We start from the raw sequence: 20,927 nt of genomic DNA on the forward strand, positions 1-20,927 counted from the left end.
TTCACTTGTAGGTGATCGTATACTGAAAATTACCCATAGCGCCCAGCGGAGCGTTGCGCTGCGTCGGGAATCCACGCTCGTTGACCTGCTGCGTTTCGCTGACCAGCGTATAGGTGTTGCAGCCGTACAGGGCGGTGCAGTGTTTTATAGTACGGGACAGGAGATTATTGGTCGTCAGCGCATTATCCAGTCCAACCAGGCCGGAGGAGAACACCCCCCGGTTAAAAACGGCTAGTAGCGCCGTCAGTATCTGATACTCTTTGCTCTGCGCAAACACGTTCTGGTGCGGATCGTACTGCTGATTTACCACCTCGGAAAAGTTATTCGGATTGCGCGCCTTGTTCCAGCTCGATTCGGCCGCTGCATCCAGGTTCCCCCGGCTATCCAGAAAGAGCTGACCCAGACTGACATTTGTCTTTAGCGGATACCCCTGCTGGTCGACGGCAAAAGAGGCCGTTTTAACGGTCTGGCCCCCGATCACCAAACGAGCATTGATCGTTTGACCGGTATACGCCAGTTCGAAGCGACCCGGTTTGGCTTGACCATACGAATCTGAGTCACGATCGTCAGAAAGCGCGTCTATCGAAATAGCAGACAAACGGTTATTGTCATACGCAAACCGCACCCACTGGTTTACAGGTTGGTTACCGGGCGAAGCAGCCAGCAGCGAGTCGCGAACCGACACCAGCTGATTGGCCGCGTTGTAGGTAAATAGAGACCGGTAGACGAGGTGAGCGAGCGTACCCTCGGCATGATAGTCGATCGAAGCAGGCAGGGTTAGCCGGGTCGGGGCAACCTCAGCGTCGATGGGAGCCAGTTTCTGGCAGGAGGTGGCAGCGAGCAGAGCGCTCCCTAAAAAAAGGCTGGTTAAACGGGCGGTGTAGTTCATAACGGATCTGATGCAGAGACACGCAAAAAACAGGCGAATTTTTGACAAAACAAAGCAGTCGACTTATTTCATATGATGAATAGACCGAATTGATACTGAGACGCTAACCCCATACGGTGTTTCATCGGTGTCGGCTTACCCCAATCGCCTGTCGGGAGGGTAGTTAGTTCATCCCGGTCAGCCCGCACCGGGGGCGCCTGTCTGCGCCAGCCCCGCTGCTTCTACAGCCCTCCTAAACTGGTGTGCTTGAAACTATCGGCGTACTTCAGGCCGTAGCCCGCCACCCGGTCCATGCTCGAATGCGCTACCAGCATGATCCCCGCCAGCATCAGGTATTGATTACCGACAGCCAGCCCCCAGATGCCGATCAGGATACCCAGCGCTTTGTGGTGAACCAGATTATAGGTTACGGCACCCACGGCCGGGTTGATCAGATACCCCACCATACTCAGGTCGGGCAGCAGCAGCAGGGCCGGAAACCACCACCAGGCAAACGTCAATTGCGAAAACAGGTACACACACGCCAGAAACAGGGCGAATTCTTCGGCTTTGAGCAGGTATTTCATTGGATTGGTGTTCGTGCGAACGTTTAGTACCCTACAAAGGTCCGACGAACCGACCGGGCGGTCGATGACGAAAAAAGCAATCTTACTGACCAATTACGAAAATCGCATCGTCGTCGATCGACCCACCAGCCCCGGCATGATCAGCTAGGCTTTAGTCCCTTCGGCCAGCGGCTCCACCGTGACAACTTTAGCCATATCTTCCCAGAACGAGGGGTACGACTTGGCCACAACGCCTGGCTCCTCGATCATGACAGAACGCTGCATCGCCACCGGCGCAAAGGCCATGGCCATCCGGTGATCGTCGTAGGTATCGATAACGGGCGTCGGTGACTCCGGCACGGCACCAGTCAGCGAACGGACTTCGTAGCGGTGGTTCGACTCGACCTCTACCAGCTCGGCCCCCAGTTTTTGAAGTTCGGTCTGCAGGGCCAGCACGCGGTCGGTTTCTTTGATCTTCAGGCTTTCGATGCCGGTCAGGGTGAGCGCCACCCCGCTAACGGCCGCACAGACGGCCACGGTCTGCGCCAGATCCGGACAGTCGGTAAAATCCCAGCTCAGGGCCGACTCGGCCGGGCGCCGGGTCAGCCTCACGCCCTGATCGGTAAAGGTGCTCTCGACCCCTAGTGCCCGCATGATCTCGACAATAGCGCTGTCGCCCTGCAACGACTGCGGCTTCAGTCCGAGCAGGTCGATGGTGGTATCCGGATCGCCGGACAAGGCCACCACGCTGTACCAGTAGCTGGCACCCGACCAGTCGGACTCGATCTGATACGGTTTTGGCGTATAGGGCTGGGGAGCTACCGTAATGGTTCGTTCGTCCCAGTTAGCCTGCACATCGGCTCCGAAATAGACCATCTGCGCTATCGTCATCTCGATATACGGCCGCGAACCGATCGGGCCCGTCAGCGTCAGGGTCAGTCCCTGCGGCAGCGCCGGCGCAATCATCAGCAGGGCCGAGATGTACTGGCTGCTCACGTCGCCCCGGATGCTGAGCGTATGCTGGCCCGACGCGCTGAACCCGTTCAGCTGCAGCGGTGGGTAGCCTTCGTTGTTAAGGTAGGTAATATCGGCCCCGAGGGTTCGGAGCGCATCGACCAGGATACCGATGGGCCGTTCGCACATGCGGGGGGTTCCGGTCATGATCTTCGGCTGCCCCGTTACGGCGAAGTAGGCTGTCAGAAACCGCATGGTCGTACCCGCATCGAGCACATCGGCCGTGTCGGGCAGCCCCGTTGACGCGCCTGCTTTCAGCAGCCGAATCATGGTTTGCGTATCGCGGGCCGTAGATAAATTCCGGAGGTCACACCGGAAACCGGTCAGGGCATCGAGAATGAGGGCGCGGTTGCTTTCGCTCTTCGACGAAGCCAGCGGGATAGTAGCCCGAACGGGACCAGGAGCAGGAGATAAACGAACGGCGTTCAAAAGACAGGATGGGTAATGGCTCGAATTAGTTCGCAAAAAAACGAAATAACCGCTAGATTCCGGCCATGTTTACGGCCGACAGTCGGTTGGTCGCACGAAAAACAGCCTTTCCGAGACGCAGATGAACTACATTACCAACGCCACTGTCTTCACCGGCAACGAGTGGCTACCCGGTGCGTCGGTGCGCCTGGCCAACGGTCGTATCCAGGAACTGACCACCGATCCCGTAACGGCCTCCGATGCCGATGTGCTGGATATCAACGGCGATTACCTGGTGCCGGGCCTGATCGATCTGCAGCTCTACGGGGGTTCTCACCGTTTCCTCAACGATCAGCCTACGCCCGACACGGTTCGCCACATATACGATACTCACGCCCGCAATGGCACCACAACCCTGCTGCCCACGATTCATTCGACCTCACTCGATCTGATGCAGCAGGCAATGGCCGCGGTACAGACCGTTCGGCACGAGAATCCGTTCGGGGTGCCGGGTATTCACGTAGAAGGGCCTTATTTCAACCCCATCAAGCGGGGCGCCCACAGTGCCGCCTACGTCAGAACCCCGGCCGAGGGCGAGCTGGAAACGCTATTCGGTACCAACGCCGACGTGATCCGCATCCTGACGCTGGCCCCCGAGATACTGACGCCTTCGCAACGGGATACCATCCAGCGGCTGAAACATACGAACACGCTGCTGTCGCTGGGCCACTCCAACGCGACCTATGTTCAGGCCCGGCAGTCGTTCGACAGTGGTTTCACGCCCCTGTCTACGCACCTGTATAATGCCATGCGTGGGTTCGAGAGCCGCGAGCCGGGCGTTGTGGGGGCCGTTTTTGACCACCCGGCGGTTCGGGCCAGCATCATTGCCGACGGCTACCACTGCGATCCGGCCACGATCCGGATTGCCCATAAGTTGCTGGGCGACCGGCTGTTTCTGATCTCCGACGCCCTGTTTGCCAGCTCACCGGGCCGCCCCGGGCCACGGGCTACATTCTCGCTGGGTGAATTTGTGGTTCATTACGAGCCGGATGCCAACGGACCCGGCCGCTACGTCAACAACGAAGGGAAACTGGCCGGATCAGCCCTGACGCTGATCGACTGCGTTCGGGTGGCGGTCAATCAGGCCGCCATCGCCTTGTCCGATGCGTTGCGGATGGCCAGCACGATTCCGGCGGAGATCATCGGGATGGGCAACGAGTTAGGAAAAATTCAGCCCGGCTACGTCGCCAACCTGCTTCGGCTCGACCAGTCGCTAACCACAAAAAGCGTATGGGCCTCGGGCGAATTGATGGCGCCTTGATCGGGCAACCCCCGGCATGAATGCCGGGGCTATTCATGGATCGCCCCAGGGCCAGATCCGGACTCATTAGACCAATCAATAGCGTCGGCATTCATGCCGACGGGACCATTGCAGACCCTCGGGAAACCCCGGCATAAATGCCGGAGCTATTCATGGATCGCCCCGGGCCAGATCCGGACTCATTAGACCAATCAATAGCGTCGGCATTCATGCCGACGCAACCAATTCCCAACCGCTACCAACCTCCGGCATAAATGTCGGGGCTATTCATGGATTGCCCCGGGCCAGATCCGGACTCATTAGACCAATCAATAGCGTCGGCATTCATGCCGACGGGACCAATCCCATTCCCGACGGGACCAAGGAAAACCCTAACATTATCAATCCAACCGTCGGTACGTGGTTAGTTCGTCGTCGCCCACGCGCTCGCGGTCGTAGAGGGTACCTCGCACGGTGGGGGCTTCGATACCTGCGCCCAGTAGCATTGGACTGCGGAACACCCGCATTTCGTCCCAGAGACCGGCGTCGATAAAGGCGTTGAGCAGGGTGGTTCCCCCTTCTACTAGGACCGACTGAACAGACCGTTGCCGCAGATCGGCGAGCAGCTGGGGCAGAACCGGCTCATCGGCCGTCAGCTGTACCAGAGTCGTCTGTCCAACGGTTTCCGTTTTGATCAGGTTGTACCGTAACGTCGGCTGCGACCCGTCGAACAGATGGAGTCCCGCATCCAGCCGAAGCGCCCGGTCGATAACGATCCGTATCGGGTTTCGGCCGGGTACCAGCCGCACGTTAAGCCGGGGATTGTCGGTGTGGGCGGTGTTGGTGCCGACCATGATCGCGTCTTCTTCGGTCCGCCAGCGGTGTACCAGCCGCTGCGACAGGGGGCCGCTGATCTGCACCGGCGTACCACCCGGACCCGCCAGATACCCATCGGTCGTTTCGGCCCACTTCAAGATCACATACGGCCGCTGTTTCTCCATGAATGTAAAAAAGCGGGCGTTAAGCCGTCGACCCGCTTCGGCCAGTACGCCCGTTTCGACCGGGATGCCAGCCGCCCGCAGTTTGTCGAATCCCCGCCCGCCAACCAGCGGATTGGGATCATCGTTACAGCAGACCACCCGACCGATTTTTTTTTCGATGAGCAGGTCGGCGCAGGGAGGCTGTTTGCCGTAATGCGAGCAAGGTTCGAGGGTTACGTAAGCGGTGCTGTCGGTCAGCAGCGGTTCATCTTCGGGACGCAGCGATCGTATGGCATTCCGTTCGGCATGGGCCTGTCCGTAGCGCTCGTGCCAGCCTTCGCCGATAATTCGATCGCCGTGCACAATCACGCAGCCCACCATCGGGTTGGGGCTGACGTGGCCCCGGCCCAGCGCGGCCAGTTCGAGCGCACGACGCATATATTGTTCATTCATTGTCACCAGATTGTAAATGAGTGCATCTGACTTACACGATCAGATTCAATTATAGTACTATATTGCTTTTCTATACCTCTTAACAACCAACCCAAATTACGTCATGCTTCGCATATGCATTGCTTCCCTCCTACTGGGTCTTGGCCTGGTGACGGCCAAAACCACCCAGGCCCAAACATTGACCGAAAACACCGCCTGGCTCAAAGAACAGTTGAACGAGCTCGTCGACAACAGCGAAGCCAAACCTGTTTTCGACTTCAACGACTGCCTGATGACCATGAATGTAGACACAAAAGAAGAAGGTATCCGGGTAAAAATGGACATGAACTGGCCATTGAAAGAAATTCGCAAGGTAAGTTATAAAGCAGCCAGTAACGGCAACTACACCCTGGTCCTGGATGTTCCGGCCAACCAGGTAAAAGGAAAAGTAAAGGTTGGCATTTTCTCGAAAACGCTGCGCGAAAAAGGCGACGGCGGACACACCTCATTCGACCTGAACACCCGCGACGAAAAACGGATACAGGCCATTCAGCAGCGGTTCGAAACCTCCATCCGCCAATGCCAGCGCGGGAGCTGACCATCGAACTCCCCAAACACACAAATGACCCGGAAACGATCCGGGCCATTTGTCTCTCGTTAAACAGGTGTGCTTACTTATTCCCCGACGGCCGTTTTATCGGCCGTTTTCTTATCGCCAGCTCGTTTTACGTACTGGCCCTGATCAGCCGTGGTGAATGGTCCATGGCCGGTTTTATAGTTGCGGCTGGCCAGCGAAGCCGGTTCATTGGCCGTTACCATCAGGCTACCCGACGGTGTCGTACCCGGTACAGGCTGTTTATAGTTGGCCACGGCCCCCTGAGCAGCCGGTAGCAGCACCGGTGTTCCGGCTTTCTGCTCCCAGCGACGGGCCTCAGCACTTTTATTGGCATGTTTGTAATTGTGCGTCGAATATGTGTGGTCATGACGGGTGCTGCTGCTCTGGGCCGTGGCAGCCGCAGTAGTCAGCACTAAACCGGTCACTATCAATAGGGTCGTTTTCATCGTTCTGTTAATTTGATACTCTGTATCGCCGTTGCGATGGTACAAAGGTGGGGTAAGCCCCTAAGAGCCGGGTTAGTTCGGGGTTAGAAAACGGTTAGAATTCTCCCGCCTTTTTGCCAGTTTTACACTTCAATTACTTTTGACACCGAATGGCCACAGCCAAACCGCTATACGACCGCTTAAGCAAGAACATTACCGCCTACGCGCCTGAGGAAGCGCGCGAAATGGCCTTTATGCTGCTCGATCATTACTTCGGACTCCGAAAAACCGACGTCCTGACCGACAAACCCTTACCCCCCAATCGCACCGAACCGGACTGGTTCCGGATACTGGAACGGCTGAACCGGCAGGAGCCCATCCAGCACGTTATTGGCACCACCATCTTCTGCGGACTGGAGTTTGAGGTATCGCCCGACGTGCTCATTCCGCGGCCCGAGACCGAAGACCTGGTGCGCCTGATCATGCACGATTTTGCCGACCGTACCGACGATGTACCCATCGTAGACATCGGTACGGGCAGTGGCTGTATTGCCGTAACGCTGGCCCGCTTTCTGCCCCAGTCGGTCGTAACGGGCTGGGACGTTTCTGAAAATGCGCTCGCGCTGGCCCGGCAAAATGCCCGGCACCTGAACGCCGACGTTACGTTTGCTATTCAGGATATCCTGAACGTAGCCCCTGATTTTGGGCAGCAGTACGACGTGGTGGTCAGCAATCCGCCCTACGTAACCCGCTCCGAAGCGGCCGGCATGGACCGTAACGTGCTGGACTACGAGCCCGATCTGGCCCTGTTCGTCGATGACAACGATCCGCTGGTATTTTACAAAGCGGTAGCCGATTTCTGCACCCGCCACCTGACCAGAAACGGCGCTTGTTACGTCGAGATTAACGAACGATTCGGCAGCGCCACCCAGCAGGTATTCACCGAACGGGGCTTCTCGAACATTCAGGTCTATAAAGATATTCACGGCAAAGACCGGAGCATTCGGGCTGCGTTTTAGCCCGGCCAGTCCGTCGACACGGCGGTCTGGCGGCTCCGTATACAGAACCAAACACTCAGTAATCAGTCCTCTATTTTCCTATGCAGCCCGCCACTTCTTTTGCCTACCACACTAAAATACGCGAGGTATTCAACGAGATGAGCCAGGTCGTGGTTGGGCAGGAACGGTTGCTGAACCGGCTGCTGATCGGCCTCTTCACAGGTGGTCATATTCTGCTCGAAGGCGTACCGGGCCTGGCCAAGACACTGACCATCAACACCCTGGCCAAAGTATTGGAACTGGACTTTCAGCGCATTCAGTTTACGCCCGACCTGCTGCCCGCCGACCTGATCGGCACGATGATTTTCAACCAGAAGACCAGCGAGTTTGAGGTGAAGCAGGGACCTATATTTGCCAATCTGATTCTGGCCGATGAAGTGAACCGCTCGCCCGCCAAAGTGCAGGCGGCCCTGCTCGAAGCCATGCAGGAGAAGCAGGTAACCATCGGCGAAGAAACCTTCGTTCTCGACCGCCCGTTTCTGGTCCTGGCCACCCAGAACCCCGTCGAGCAGGAAGGTACCTATCCGCTGCCCGAAGCCCAGGTCGATCGGTTCATGATGAAGGTCTTTGTCGATTATCTCAGCAAAGACGACGAACTGGCCGTTATGCGCCGGATGTCGAATATGAACTTCGATTATGAGGTGCAGCCGGTGCTGGGCAAGGAAGATCTGGTGGCCATCCGCGACGAAATCAACGGCATCACCATCTCCGAAACCCTGGAACGGTATATCATCGAACTCGTTTTTGCTACCCGCCGACCCATGGAGTACAACCTCCGCGACGAAGCCCGCTATATTCAGTTCGGCGTGTCGCCCCGGGCCAGTATCCACCTGAACGTAGCCGCCAAAGCCCTCGCCTACTTCGACCGGCGCGATTACGTCCTGCCCGAAGACATCAAGGAAGTAGCGCCCGATGTCTTCAACCACCGTATCATGCTGAACTACGAAGCCGAAGCGGATGGCGTAACGCCCCTGCAGGTCATCGACTCCATTCTGCGAAAAGTGGCTATTGGCCGATGAACCCGGGCCGGGCCTGATGGTGTTCTGCCGGTATGAAGCAAACCCAGCTTTTTTTACTCCTGGCGGTGCTGGTTGCCGGGGGGCTCTGGCTCTACGCCACCTATTTCGGTACGCCACGCCCACCCCACCGCCGACCCGCCGGCGCCACCTCGCCCGGCAACCGGCGGGTCGAAAAATCCGATGCGGACTGGAGCCAGATCCTGACGGCTGCCCAGTATCGGGTCATGCGCGAGCGCGGTACCGAATGGCCAAACAGCAGTCCGCTCAACCACGAACACCGCCCCGGCACCTTCGCCTGCGCCGGTTGCCGCAACCCCCTGTTCGCGTCGACCGCCAAATTTGAGTCGGGCACGGGCTGGCCCAGCTTCTTCGCCCCTATCCTGTCAAACGCCGTCTATACCGAACCCGACGGGAACCGCTCGGAAGTACGCTGTGCCGTTTGCGACGCCCACCTGGGACACGTTTTTCCCGACGGACCCGACCCTACCGGGTTGCGGTACTGCATGAACGGCGTAGCGCTGACGTTTATTCCGGCCGCGCGCTGATCGATGAGCGGAAGGCGGGTTCTGCCGGCTCCCGCAACGGCCCAATGCGTGCGTGGTATGAAGCGGGCCTGGCCGACGACCGCCAATCATAACACTACGGAAACAGTAGGATAAAACTCGCATCACATCCGCAGCCCACCTTTGTGGTGGCAAAAGCAGCCCCTCGTTCGGGCCTTGCCGCCAACCGTTCTCTCAACGAAACCGGATGCGCATGAAGCTACTGTTACTCCTCTCCCTCTCCTCGCTCAGCCTGTTTTTCCTCGACCGGGCCGATATTGGTCTGACCCTGACCCACGCAACAACCGTCGATTCGCTGGGCGCGTGCCAGGGGGTGAGTTTTCTGAACGGCAGGGCCTATCTCTACGGCGACCGCGAAGTGGGCATGATTCGCACATATACGGTCGGGCCAAAAGCGCTTACCTACACGGGTCAGGAAATCCGGCTCACCAAAGGCGGACAGGATGTGATCAACCATCCCACCGGCATTGCGTATAATGGTTTGGGGCCAACGTTCATCGGCAACAGCATCCGGCCGGGCGACGCGTCGCAAAATCCGGAAGGCACCCGGTGGCGGGCCGTTATTTATTCGGTCAACTGGGCCGGGCTGCTCAACACCGGAACCCTGGACGGGAACCTGCTCAACACCATCGAAGACGACGCCTGCATTCAGGGAACCCGCCCCGAATACGTGCAGTACCAGAACCGCTGGTACGTGGCTACCGCCGACTACGGTAACCGCACCAACGAGGTACGCCTGTACGATCCGGCCCGGCTGGCCACGGCAAAAAAAACCAGCGAACCGGGTGTCGTTGTCAAAAAATTCACCTGCTCACCCTGGGTACAGAATCTCCACTGGATACCCGCCAAAGGGGTGCTGGTCCTGATTCAGAACCAGATAGAAGGCCGCCGGTGGCGGTTTACCTTTCTCGATCTCAGCAAATCCATCGAAACGGGCCGCGAGCACGTACTCCGCACCATCGACCTCGATAAAACTGACGAGCTGGAGGGATTTGCCCTGCTCAACGACCAGACAACCGGCCTGGCCGTCACCTCCTCGCGCACGAACAATGCGCATTTCGTAGACCTCAGCTGGTAAAGCGGCCACCCTGGTAAAGCACCCAGCCCCTTCGGTCTGCGCCTTCCTGTACGAATACCAAACAGACAACCTATTGATATGAAGCAGTACTCAACCTCACGCGTTCGGCGTTGGGCTGGCGCTTTGGCGTTGACCCTCGGCACAACGGTGCTCCAGCCGGTCAGCGGCCTGCCGACCGGCTGGAGCACCAGCGAAAATCGGCTCGTTACCGTCACGGGTATCGTTACCGACGAGCAGAACCAACCCATTCCCGGCGTCAACATTGTCGATAAACAGTCGCGCAAAGGTACCGTCACCGACGCCAACGGGCGGTTTTCTATCGATGTTGCCCCCGGCGCTACCCTGGTCGTATCATCGGTTGGCTTTATGGCGCAGGAAATCGTGGTCGGCACCCAGCCGACGCTGACCATCCGCCTGAAAGAAGACGTCAACCAGCTGGCCGAAGTGGTGGCGGTGGGTTACCAGACCCTGCGGAAAAGCGACGTAACCGGAGCCATTGCCAACGTGAAAGCCCGCGAGCTGAACCTGGCGGCTCCTACCCTTGGTCAGGCCCTGGTTGGCAAACTAGCTGGCGTTCAGGTGGCTCAGGTGAGCGGAGCGCCTTACGTCGGTACGAAGATCCGGGTGCGGGGTATCGGCTCGATCAACGCCAGCTCCGACCCACTCTATGTCATCGACGGGTTTCCGGCCGGGAACGACGTGTTCATCAACCCGAACGACATCGAGAGTATCGACATCCTGAAGGATGCCGCTTCGGCCGCTATTTACGGGTCGCGGGCCTCGGGGGGCGTGGTGCTCATCACGACCAAACGCGGCAAAGACGGCAAGGGAAAGCTCGACTACGAATACCAGTTCGGCATCAATCAGCTGGCCAAAAAGGTGAAGCTGCTGAACTCGACCCAGTTTGTCGACCTGCTCATCGACGCCCGCAACAATACCTACCGCGACCTGATGCAGAACGCCGGGAAGCCCTTCACCAACGCCAACTTCTCGGACCCCAACGCCACCCGGATTGCCAACGTAGGGAACGCCGGCTCGGTCAGCATCCCGACCGAATTTTACGATTTTGCCAGCCAGCGGGCCATCGCCCCGAAGTACGACACCGACTGGCAGGATGCGCTCTACCGCAACGCCCCCCTCAACCGGCATAACGTTCAGTTTTCGGGCGGGGCCAACAACCTCCGCTACCTGCTCAGCGCGGGCTACCAGGATCAGCAGGGGATCATCGTGGCCACGAAGCAGCAACGGGTAAACCTGCGCGCCAACATCGACGCCGACCTGAGCGCGAAACTCAAGGTAGGGGCCAGCTTCTTTGTTACCTCAACCAACAACCGCGAAGTGCAGGAAGGCCGGTTCAACCAGGGCCCGATCCTGGGCGCGCTGATTTTTCCGCCTATTTTCCGGGCCTACGACGACAACGGCCGACTGATCAAGAACGAAGCCGCGTCGCAGCAGCCGACCTTTGGGTTCCAGACCATCGAAAACCCGGTAGCACTGGCGCAGGAGACCAACATCACCCGCAAAGGGCTGCGCGGCACCTACAATGGAACCGCCAGCTACGAGATCATTCCGGGGCTCATCGCCAGGGCAAATCTGGGCCTGCAGACCTTCAACGAAAAGTACGAATACTACCTGCCCACCAGCCTCAGTAACGGCAACAACCCGCCCTACTCGCCCCAGGCCATTGCGGCCGCCCGCGCCACCGCCCAGACCACCACGACGCAGAACGTGCTGGGCGAGTTTACGGCCAGCTACAGCCGTCAGTTCGGACTGCACAACCTGAACCTGCTGGGTGGCTATACGGCCCAGCGGATTACCGGCGACCGCATCAGCGTGTCGGCGCAGGGGTTTCAGAATGACCGCGTTCAGGAAATTACGGGACGGGGTGCCGACCCGACCAACTTTTTCCTGAATACCGGTGGCAGCGAACTCGCCACGGGTAAGTTTGAAGAAACGCTGCTGTCGTACCTGGCCCGGGCCACCTACAGCTTCGATGAGCGCTACTTCCTGACGGCGGCTTTCCGTACCGACGGCTCGTCGCGCTTCGGGCCGCTCAACCGCTGGGGTAGTTTTCCATCCCTGTCGGCGGGCTGGACCGTGTCCAACGAGCCGTTTTACCGCGACTGGCTGGGGGCGGCTTCCAGCCTGAAACTGCGGGCCAGCTGGGGCCTGACCGGTAACTACAACATCGGAAACTACAGCTTCCTGCAAACGATGGCCAACCCGGGTGGGGTTGTCTTCGGCACCAACACCATCAACACTGCCTACTGGGCCGGGGCCATCCGGGATCAGGCGCTGGGCTGGGAAACTACGTCGCAGTTCAATGCGGGGCTGGATCTCGGCCTGCTCAACAACCGGCTCCTGATTATTGCCAACGGCTACCTCAGCTACTCGTATGACCTGCTGTTCAACCAGCCGATCTCGGCCGTTTCGGGCACATCGTCGATCCTGACCAACCTCCGCGACTCGCGCATCCGCAACCGGGGAATTGAACTCCAGATTGATGGCCGGGTTGTTTCGACGCAGGATGTCAAAGTCAACCTGAGCGGCAATATTGCCACCAACCAGAACCGGGTGCTGGACATGGGCGGCTCGAACGCCATTTTCTCGGTCGGTGCCGAACGGCAGTACATCACCCACACCACGCAGGAAGGTCAGCCGGTCGGTATGTTCTACGGCTTCAAGGTGGTCGGTATGGTACGGGAAAACGACATGGAAGCCATTGCGCAGGATAACGCCAACTACAACCCCGCTACCCAGAGTTTTGCTCCCGGCTACGTTCGGAAAGGCCCCGCCCGCTCTACGGCATCGAGCAACCCGCTGCGGCCCGGCGACCTGATTTTTGAGGATGTTGACGGCAACGGCGTAGTTAACGATGCCGACAAACGGGTCATTGGCAGTCCTTATCCCAAATTCACCTACGGTCTGTCGGCTACCGCCAGCTACAAAGCGCTCGACTTCAACGCATCGTTCAACGGCTCGCAAGGCAACCAGGTGCTCGACGGGCAGGACTACTACGTCTTCAACATGGAAGCATCGGGCAACCAGTATGCCGTTGTCGACGAACGCTACCGCTCCGAAGCACAGCCGGGCAACGGGCAGGTATACCGGGCCGCCCGCGGTGGTACGCAGAGCAACAGCACCCGCCTGTCTACCTTCTACCTGCAAAACGGGTCGTATTTCCGCTGCACCAACCTGACCATTGGCTATAACCTGCCCGCGTCGCTCCTGAGTCGGGTGAAAGTGGGTGGCCTTCGGGTCTACGCCAATGTGAACAACGCCTTCACCATCACCAAATACAAAGGCTACAACCCCGAAGTCGATTATAACGCCGGCGTCAACCTGACCCCGGGCGTCGACTATGGCATGTACCCGCTGGCCCGGGGCTACAACATCGGCGCCCGCATCTCTTTCTAGGCATAAACTAATGAACAGGGCCTGATGAATGCTGAACCGACCTCCTCAGGCGGTCCCCGCGCGGGGAAGCCGTCCGGCATTCATCAGGCCTACAAAATCAGTCAATCATGAACCCAACATACGTACGAATCCTACTCCTGAGCGCTACGCTGTCGATGGCCTCCTGCGGACAGGAATTTCTGGTCAAAACCGACCCCAATGCCATTGCCGCTGCCGACTTTTACCAGAGCGAAAACGATGCGCTGCTGGGGCTCAACGGCGCGTATCAGGCCCTGCGCAACAACAATGGTCTGGCTGAAGGCAGCGGTCTCTTCAATGAGCAACGCTCCGACAATACCGGCACGAACGATAACCAGTCGAACGCGGGCGAGCCGTTTCAGTTCAACGACTTCTCAATCCTGCCGAGCAACACCTACCTGAAAAGTCACTGGCTGGCGCTGTATCAGATCGTAACCCGGGCCAACCAGGTGCTGGCTGGTACAGAAACGCTGACCTTCAGCAACCCGCAGACGAAAGCGCAGTATCAGGCCGAAGCCCGCTTTATTCGGGCGCTGGCTTATTTTCACCTCGTCCGGAAATGGGGCGATGTGCCGCTGGTAACCCAACCGCTCAACTCCGCAGAAGCCGTTCGGACCAATACCTTCCGCGAGAAGAAAGAGAAAGTCTACGAGCAGATTGTGGCCGATCTGACCGAGGTTATCAACAGCCCACTGCCCGACATACAGCCAGCCGCTCAGAAAGGTCGGGTCTCGAAAGTGGCGGGAAATGCGCTGCTGGGGCAGGTCTACCTGACCATGGCCACCACGCTCGACCAGGCCAACCGGGCGGCTAACCTCAACCAGGCCAAGACCTACCTGACCAACGCCTACACCAAACGAACCTTCGGCACGCTGAAAGACATTCCCTATGCCGACGTGTTCGATGTGGCGAAAAAGACCACGAATCCCGAAGCCATTTTCCAGATCGTGTACCGGCAGGGCGACGTCAACTTCTCGTCCGGCATTGCGGCCAGCAACCAGGCCCAGGGCGAAACCATCAACTCGCTACGGACCACCACGGGCGTTGGCGGCAACGTAAAGCCCGATCTGGTGAAAGACTATGAGGAAGGAGATCTTCGCAAAGAGTACTCGATCAAATACGCCAATGCGGCCAACGTCCGGGATTATTTTATCACCAAGTTTCGCGACCCGAGCCCGGCAGCCGGTACCAACGGCTGGGGCGGAAACGACTGGCTGCTGATCCGGTATGCCGACGTGATCCTGATGCTGGCGGAGGTAAACCTGTACCTGGGCGACGAAGCTGCGGCCATCGGGTTTCTGGATCAGGTACGCGAGCGGGCCAAACTACCGCTGTACAATGTAGCCAGAGCCAACCCGACCTACAGCGCCCGATACCCGACCCTCCGACAGGCTATCCTGCACGAACGACGCGTGGAGCTGGCGTTTGAAAATCACCGCTGGTTCGATCTGCAGCGGTTCTTCAGCCCGGCCGAGCTGGTAGCCTACTTCCAGGCGAAGCCACAGGCCGATTACGGAGCCGCCCGCGTCTCGAATTTCGGCCCCAAGGACTACTATTACCCCATCCCGTTCGATGAGGTCAAGCTCAACCCCGAGCGCATGTACCAGAACCCGGGGTACTGATCTGGCGCGTATCTGCTGACGAAGGGCGTCAGACCAAACGCGCAGGAACCTGATTAGCAGGAAAATCGCAGCCCCGGTAAGGGCGATATGTACAGGCATTGATTCGCTTATACATGTCGCTCCTGCCGGGGCTGTTTGCCTGTAGCCAAGAGGGGGTCCCTCATCGCCACCGGCTAGGCCGGTGGGTTTGATTTTAACGGTTTAGTGTTCACTTTCTCATCGACAATGAACTCCGGCCGTTTCTTGATCTCGTTGAATATACTGCCCAGGTACTCGCCCAGAATTCCGACGGTAAGCATCTGCGTGCCCCCGAAGAACATCACCACGATCAGCGTCGATGACCAGCCCTGTACCAGCCGGTCGGGCAGGAAGAAAGTCGTGTAGAGCACCCACATGGTCAGACACAGAGCTATGATGACCGAAAAAATACCGATCGATGAGGCCAGTCGCAGCGGTTTATTGCTGAAATAAAGCAGGCTCGTCCGGGCAAACTTCAGCATTTTCGAGAGCGGGTACTTGGTTTCGCCGGCAAAGCGTTCGGCCCGCTCGTAATAAATCGGCACCTGCTTGAAACCCACCCAGCTGATCAGGCCCCGAATGTATTTGTTGCGTTCTTCGAGCCGGTTGAACGCGTCGATCACCTTCCGGTCAATGAGCCGGAAGTCGCCCGTATCGACCGGCAGCGGCACTTCGGAGAGGTAGTTGATGATGCGATAAAACCATTTGGCCGTAACGCGTTTGAAGACGGTTTCGCCCTGCCGCTGTTTTCGAACGGCATAGACTACGTTACACCCCTCGGCTTCGTACATACGCACCATATCCGGAATCAGCTCGGGCGGGTCCTGGAGATCGGCATCGATGATGATAGCCAGGTCGCCGGTGCAGTTTTCGATACCGGCCGATACCGCGGGCTGGTGCCCGAAATTGCGCGATAACGAGATGATATGCACGTGCTCATCCTGGCTGGCAAGCTCTTTCAGGATGGACAGGGTATAGTCCCGACTGCCATCGTTGACGAACAGCAGTTCGTAGGCCGAAAAGTTGGCCTGCATCACCCGGGTCAGGCGCATGTACGTTTCGCGAATGACCTGCTGTTCGTTAAAACAGGGAATAATGACAGAGATGGAATGTACATTCATGGGCTACAGATACCGGCGCATCGCTGGTTAAAGATAACGGCTCAGAACTGAAAATAAATGAACTGGTTGGACGAGAACACCCCAAACAGATACGTGGCAAAGGTGATCAGCACAAACAGAATGGCAAAGCGGGCCGTATTGCGGGTAGGAATGTACAGGTAAAAATATTCCTTCAGCAGTAGGAACGCGATCAGAAACACGCTGAAACCCATTTCGGTCGCGTTCATCGGGCTACCCACCGGCTGATCGAACGAGAGGGTGGCAATGCGCTGCAGAATCAGGAATGCATCGCCAACGGTACGGGCCCGGAAGAATACCCAGGTGAGCATGATCAGCACGAAGGTAAACAGCACGTTGCCCACCACCCGCAGGGGCGAAACGGGGGCTTCGAGCCGCTCGACCGTCGATGCTTTCGGCGCGAAACCCAGCCTTTCCAGCACCCGGTCGCGCAGCACCGCCAGCACCTGATACAACCCGTTGAGACCGCCCCAGATCACGTAGGTCCAGTTGGGTCCGTGCCAGAGGCCGCTGGCCAGAAACACGATCAGCATGTTGATGTACTGCCGCACCTTACCCTTCCGGTTACCGCCGAGCGGAATGTAGAGGTAATCACGGAACCAAGTCGAGAGCGAGATGTGCCACCGACGCCAGAACTCCGACACCGACTGGGCGATGTAGGGCGTACGGAAATTTTCCATAAGCGTGAAGCCCATCACCCGGGCGGCTCCGATGGCCATGTCCGAATAACCCGAGAAATCGCAGTATATCTGGAAGGTAAAGAAGAACGTGGCCACCAGCAGCGTCAGGCCGTTATGCTGCCCCGGGTCGTTGAAGCCGTAGTCGGTCATCATGACCAGCCGGTCGGCAATGACCACTTTCTTGAACAGGCCGAATGCCATCTGCATCAGGCCCGCTTTTACGTTCTCGGCGTCGAAGGGAAAGGTTTTATGAAACTGCCACAACACGTTCTGCGGACGCTCGATCGGGCCAGCTACCAGCTGCGGGTAGAACATGACGTAGAGCGAGTAGATGCCGAAGTGCCGCTCGGCTTTCTGGTTGCCCCGGTATACCTCGATGGTATAGCTCATGGCCTGAAACGTATGGAACGACAGCCCAACCGGCAAAATGCTCTTGTTGTCTTTGAACGACGAGACACCGCTCTCGCCGAACAGGTGCAGCACCCCCACGAACAGTCGGTTCCCAATGGCCATCACTTTCTGCGCCACCCCCGGCATGCTGAGCTGATCGAACAGCAGCGACAGGTTTTCGGTGAAAAAGCCGAGGTACTTGAAAAACGCCAGAATACCCAGGTTCGAAATCAGCGAGATGATCAGCAGCCAGCGTTTGGCCGGGCCGGTGGTCTTCTCGATCCAGATGCCGGCTATGTAGTCGATAATGATGGTCAGCAGCAGAATCAGGATGTACTGCGGCTTCAGCACCATGTAAAAGTAGCAGCTGGCTACCAGCAGTAACATCCACCGCCCCTGCCATTTCAAGCCAAAGTAGCTGAGCGTGACAACAATAAAGAACAGTAAAAACTGGACGGAGTTAAATAGCATTGGTTTGGTGGTATCCGGTACTTTTTAGTCGGTTTTCAGTAATCGGTTTCGGGTAGCCGACGCCGGTTGCAGCAACGGGCCGACAGTCGAAAACGAAAAATCGAATACCTCAATAAACTTCCTCGACCCGCTCAACAAAATCGCCGAATTGCCGGGCCGGGATAAATTGCGGCTGGGTTCGGTACGAGAGCACGATGAACACCAGCAACAGCGAAATCAGAAAAGCCTGTAAAATCACGATCAGGAACGACGACACCAGATAGCTGGTCCAGCCCGGCACCGACGTGTTGGTAAAGAACTTCAGGGCCAATACCACCCCGATACCCAGACTGGCGGCCCCGGCCATAATGACGCAGAACAGCGCCAGCCGGACGGCCGTAGTATCCATCAGGACCGACACCGCACTCAGGCCATGCAGCACGAGCGAAACAAAGTTCATCTTCGACTCACCCGCCAGCCGGCGCCCCCGCTCCAGCGGTACGGCCGTATAGGGTAGCCGCGACCGGATTACCCCACCGGGGTAGTTGTTCCAGATTTCGGACACATGAGCCAGCTTCCGCAGCTGTCTGGCCGGTATCAGGCTGAAATTGCCGAAGGTAATGACCTTACCGGTCAGGATTCGGAAAACGGTCTTGTACACTTCATAAAACACCCGAAAAACGAGCCCCTCGTGCCGTTTGGAGCGGTGGGCAAACACGACCCGGCCCGGATGGGCGGCACCGGTCTGCACCAGCGTTGGAATATCTTCGGGCCGGTCTTCTCCGTCGGAGTCCATCACGATAGCCGGGTACTGATCGGGCAGCGAGGCCAGGTGCGACAGGCCCAGCGCTATGGCTTTCTGGTGGCCGACGTTCCGGTACAACCGCAGCACCGACAGCGACTGACCGATGCCCTGCGGCAGGGTTTCGTAGTTCGTGGCCGAGCAGTCGTCGACGATCAGGAACGCCAGTCGGCTCACCAGCGCCGGATCGACAACCGCCCGGATGCGCTCGAGCAACAGGCTCAGGGCCTGCCAGTCGTTGAACAGCGGGATGACGATATTGATACGATCGGGAAGCTCACTGGATTGGGTAGTCATGAATGATGGCAGCTAAATGGCGAATGGCACGCAGGCGGTTGCTTAGGGGAACGACAGGCGCTGGTTACTGATCCGGATCGGGCGACCGTTGCCCGGCGGGGCGAGTACCCCAACGCGGTAGGTACCCGGCGCCAGCGTGGCATTCAGGATTTCGCCCTGCATCTCCTGTACGGGACGATTCAGGTAAAACGCGCCGAACGTAAACGGCGATTCGGACGGAAACAGAAATACATGCCGATCCGACTGTACCAGCACCGCGCCCTGCCCGATCGGTTCGGGCAGGCTGCCCGGCGGCAAGTCGGCCAGGGTGCTGTAGCTCCCTTTGTTGAGACGGATCGACAGGGCCGGTTCGGCGGGTACCGCAGCGGCCTGCCGTATCTGCGTTTCGTAAGGACTGAAGTATCCTTCCGGGTAGTGGTACAGCCCGCGTTTCATGGTTTCGCGCATGATCTGACGGGCAAAATCGGCGAAGGGCGTCCCCCAGCTGGGGCCCAGGCCAATGTCGTTCAGCCGGTGGTTGAAGGCCGATGTTAGTAACATCTGCTTCCGGAAAGCGACTTTGGGCCAGTGTACCGTGTAGGAGAGCGTCCAGACCACCAGCCCCAGCCCAAGGCCGATGCGCAGCCAGCGGGTGGGCACCTTCGTTGCGCTCAGCTCGCTCAGTCCATTCAGGTAGATCAGCACCGTCAGCACGGCCGGGTAGATCATGTAGTTGCTCACCATCATGACCCAGTAGCCCATGCGCGGGCGCAGAAACGCAATAATGACGGCGTTGACCATCAAGAAGGCGTAACAGCCCGTAAAGAAATACCGCCGGCGCTGAGCCGGGGTCATCGGGGCCCGGCTGTTCTGCCAGAGTGGCCAGTTCATGCGCCACAGCAGCCACACCATAATCGGGATAATGACCAGCCCAAACAGGGTGGGCAGCACACTCCGCCAGAAAATCGGCGCGTCGGGCAGGAAGTCCATCAGCGCACCGGAGAACGTAAAGAAGCCCGAGAAAACCAGGTACGGATATTTTAGAAAAAAATCGACACTGCTCTCGTTGCCCTGCAGGTCGGGGAAATCGTGAAAGTAAAACTTGATAGCCGCAGCCGCCATCACGAGCCAGATACCCAGCCGCAGCCACTGCCGCTGTACGAACAGCACAACCGCACCGGCCACCCAGCCAAACACCCCGTTCCCCATCGACATCGACGCCAGCAGCTGTACACCAACGGCCGCGCCAAACCGGTTGCGCTCGTTAGCCGACAGCAGGTAGATCGACAATAGAATCTCGAAGATCGATACCTCGTGCTGTAAACCCGTCAGGGCCCATACGCTGGTCAGGTGGTACTGGGGTTGCCAGAAAACAAACGCAACGGGCACGAAGGCAATCAGTGGTAGTTTCATGGACCGAAACACCCGGTAGACTATCGCAAAGATGCCGAACTGAAACCCGTAGGCCACAAAGATCAGCCACCGAAAATTGACTTCGCCCGTCAGGTTATACAGGGCCAGCGTGGCCAGCTTGGCTGTCAGGATCCGGTGCTCGTTGTTGGGTGCCAGCAGCCAGTAGATCTTGTCGCTGATGGTTTTACCGTCGGCGTAGTTGATCATGAACCGAAAAAACGCGTCGAAATCGTCCATCCAGGGGATGTTGACGGCGTAGGTCCACAGCAGCAGGGCAAAGCAAAGTACGGGAACCAGAACGCCAACACGAGCCAGTGTTCGATATCGATCGGGGGCCAGGACCTGGGGTTCAGCAGTAAGCGTTGATTTCATAAA

The 20,927-nt window shown here is 58.2% G+C and carries 17 protein-coding genes; 8 read left to right on the forward strand and 9 right to left on the reverse strand.

Annotated elements, in window-relative coordinates:
* Position 1: 1 nt before the first annotated feature.
* The 3 genes from EQG79_RS04360 to EQG79_RS04370 all read right to left on the reverse strand — a co-directional run bounded on the left by EQG79_RS04360 (position 2) and on the right by EQG79_RS04370 (position 2,877).
* The gene (locus EQG79_RS04360) at positions 2 to 889 is read right to left on the reverse strand and encodes a hypothetical protein (RefSeq protein WP_129600200.1); all 888 of its coding nucleotides are present in this window, start codon (positions 887 to 889) and stop codon (positions 2 to 4) included.
* Positions 890 to 1,110: 221 nt separating this feature from the next.
* The gene (locus EQG79_RS04365; RefSeq protein WP_077919046.1) at positions 1,111 to 1,455 is read right to left on the reverse strand and encodes a DUF4260 domain-containing protein; all 345 of its coding nucleotides are present in this window, start codon (positions 1,453 to 1,455) and stop codon (positions 1,111 to 1,113) included.
* Between the two features lie 144 nt (positions 1,456 to 1,599).
* Positions 1,600 to 2,877, reverse strand: coding sequence for a 3-phosphoshikimate 1-carboxyvinyltransferase (locus EQG79_RS04370; protein WP_129600202.1), 1,278 nt, complete (start codon positions 2,875 to 2,877; stop codon positions 1,600 to 1,602).
* A 121-nt stretch (positions 2,878 to 2,998) separates the two neighbouring features.
* On the opposite strand from EQG79_RS04370, the gene nagA reads away from it, so the two are divergent.
* Entirely contained in the window at positions 2,999 to 4,177 is a 1,179-nt protein-coding gene (nagA, locus tag EQG79_RS04375) for an N-acetylglucosamine-6-phosphate deacetylase (protein WP_129600204.1), read from the forward strand.
* A 380-nt stretch (positions 4,178 to 4,557) separates the two neighbouring features.
* Here nagA and ribD read toward each other — a convergent pair whose 3' ends face one another.
* On the reverse strand, positions 4,558 to 5,589 hold the full coding sequence (gene ribD / locus EQG79_RS04380) for a bifunctional diaminohydroxyphosphoribosylaminopyrimidine deaminase/5-amino-6-(5-phosphoribosylamino)uracil reductase RibD (protein WP_129600207.1): 1,032 nt from the start codon (positions 5,587 to 5,589) through the stop codon (positions 4,558 to 4,560).
* A gap of 103 nt (positions 5,590 to 5,692) precedes the next feature.
* On the opposite strand from ribD, the gene EQG79_RS04385 reads away from it, so the two are divergent.
* Positions 5,693 to 6,166, forward strand: a complete 474-nt coding sequence (locus tag EQG79_RS04385) for a hypothetical protein (protein ID WP_077919050.1) — start codon at positions 5,693 to 5,695, stop codon at positions 6,164 to 6,166.
* Between the two features lie 77 nt (positions 6,167 to 6,243).
* On the opposite strand, the gene EQG79_RS04390 is transcribed toward EQG79_RS04385, so the two are convergent.
* A complete protein-coding gene (locus EQG79_RS04390) occupies positions 6,244 to 6,630 on the reverse strand; it encodes a hypothetical protein (RefSeq protein ID WP_129600208.1) in 387 nt (128 codons plus the stop codon).
* Positions 6,631 to 6,779: 149 nt separating this feature from the next.
* Between EQG79_RS04390 and prmC the strand changes: the two genes are divergently transcribed.
* The 6 genes from prmC to EQG79_RS04420 all read left to right on the forward strand — a co-directional run bounded on the left by prmC (position 6,780) and on the right by EQG79_RS04420 (position 15,384).
* Complete coding sequence (gene prmC, locus EQG79_RS04395; protein WP_129600211.1) at positions 6,780 to 7,628, forward strand: peptide chain release factor N(5)-glutamine methyltransferase; 849 nt, start codon at positions 6,780 to 6,782, stop codon at positions 7,626 to 7,628.
* Positions 7,629 to 7,708: 80 nt separating this feature from the next.
* Positions 7,709 to 8,686, forward strand: coding sequence for an AAA family ATPase (locus tag EQG79_RS04400; RefSeq protein WP_129600213.1), 978 nt, complete (start codon positions 7,709 to 7,711; stop codon positions 8,684 to 8,686).
* Positions 8,687 to 8,718: 32 nt separating this feature from the next.
* The gene (gene msrB / locus EQG79_RS04405) at positions 8,719 to 9,231 is read left to right on the forward strand and encodes a peptide-methionine (R)-S-oxide reductase MsrB (protein ID WP_129600215.1); all 513 of its coding nucleotides are present in this window, start codon (positions 8,719 to 8,721) and stop codon (positions 9,229 to 9,231) included.
* Positions 9,232 to 9,442: 211 nt separating this feature from the next.
* On the forward strand, positions 9,443 to 10,327 hold the full coding sequence (locus EQG79_RS04410; RefSeq protein WP_129600217.1) for a hypothetical protein: 885 nt from the start codon (positions 9,443 to 9,445) through the stop codon (positions 10,325 to 10,327).
* A 78-nt stretch (positions 10,328 to 10,405) separates the two neighbouring features.
* Complete coding sequence (locus EQG79_RS04415) at positions 10,406 to 13,744, forward strand: SusC/RagA family TonB-linked outer membrane protein (protein ID WP_129600219.1); 3,339 nt, start codon at positions 10,406 to 10,408, stop codon at positions 13,742 to 13,744.
* A gap of 107 nt (positions 13,745 to 13,851) precedes the next feature.
* Positions 13,852 to 15,384 (forward strand): RagB/SusD family nutrient uptake outer membrane protein, encoded by a 1,533-nt coding sequence (locus EQG79_RS04420; protein WP_129600221.1) that lies wholly within the window; start codon positions 13,852 to 13,854, stop codon positions 15,382 to 15,384.
* A gap of 173 nt (positions 15,385 to 15,557) precedes the next feature.
* Here EQG79_RS04420 and EQG79_RS04425 read toward each other — a convergent pair whose 3' ends face one another.
* The 4 genes from EQG79_RS04425 to EQG79_RS04440 all read right to left on the reverse strand — a co-directional run bounded on the left by EQG79_RS04425 (position 15,558) and on the right by EQG79_RS04440 (position 20,924).
* On the reverse strand, positions 15,558 to 16,523 hold the full coding sequence (locus EQG79_RS04425) for a glycosyltransferase family 2 protein (RefSeq protein WP_129600223.1): 966 nt from the start codon (positions 16,521 to 16,523) through the stop codon (positions 15,558 to 15,560).
* Positions 16,524 to 16,564: 41 nt separating this feature from the next.
* The gene (locus EQG79_RS04430; protein WP_129600225.1) at positions 16,565 to 18,082 is read right to left on the reverse strand and encodes an MBOAT family O-acyltransferase; all 1,518 of its coding nucleotides are present in this window, start codon (positions 18,080 to 18,082) and stop codon (positions 16,565 to 16,567) included.
* 109 nt (positions 18,083 to 18,191) lie between these two features.
* Positions 18,192 to 19,160 (reverse strand): glycosyltransferase, encoded by a 969-nt coding sequence (locus EQG79_RS04435; RefSeq protein WP_129600227.1) that lies wholly within the window; start codon positions 19,158 to 19,160, stop codon positions 18,192 to 18,194.
* A gap of 42 nt (positions 19,161 to 19,202) precedes the next feature.
* Positions 19,203 to 20,924 carry a hypothetical protein gene (locus EQG79_RS04440; protein WP_129600229.1) on the reverse strand — a complete coding sequence of 574 codons (1,722 nt, stop codon included), beginning with the start codon at positions 20,922 to 20,924 and terminating at the stop codon, positions 19,203 to 19,205.
* Positions 20,925 to 20,927 lie beyond the last annotated feature (3 nt).

This window comes from Spirosoma sordidisoli (genome assembly GCF_004138325.1).
Classification (GTDB): Bacteria; Bacteroidota; Bacteroidia; order Cytophagales; family Spirosomataceae; genus Spirosoma; species Spirosoma sordidisoli.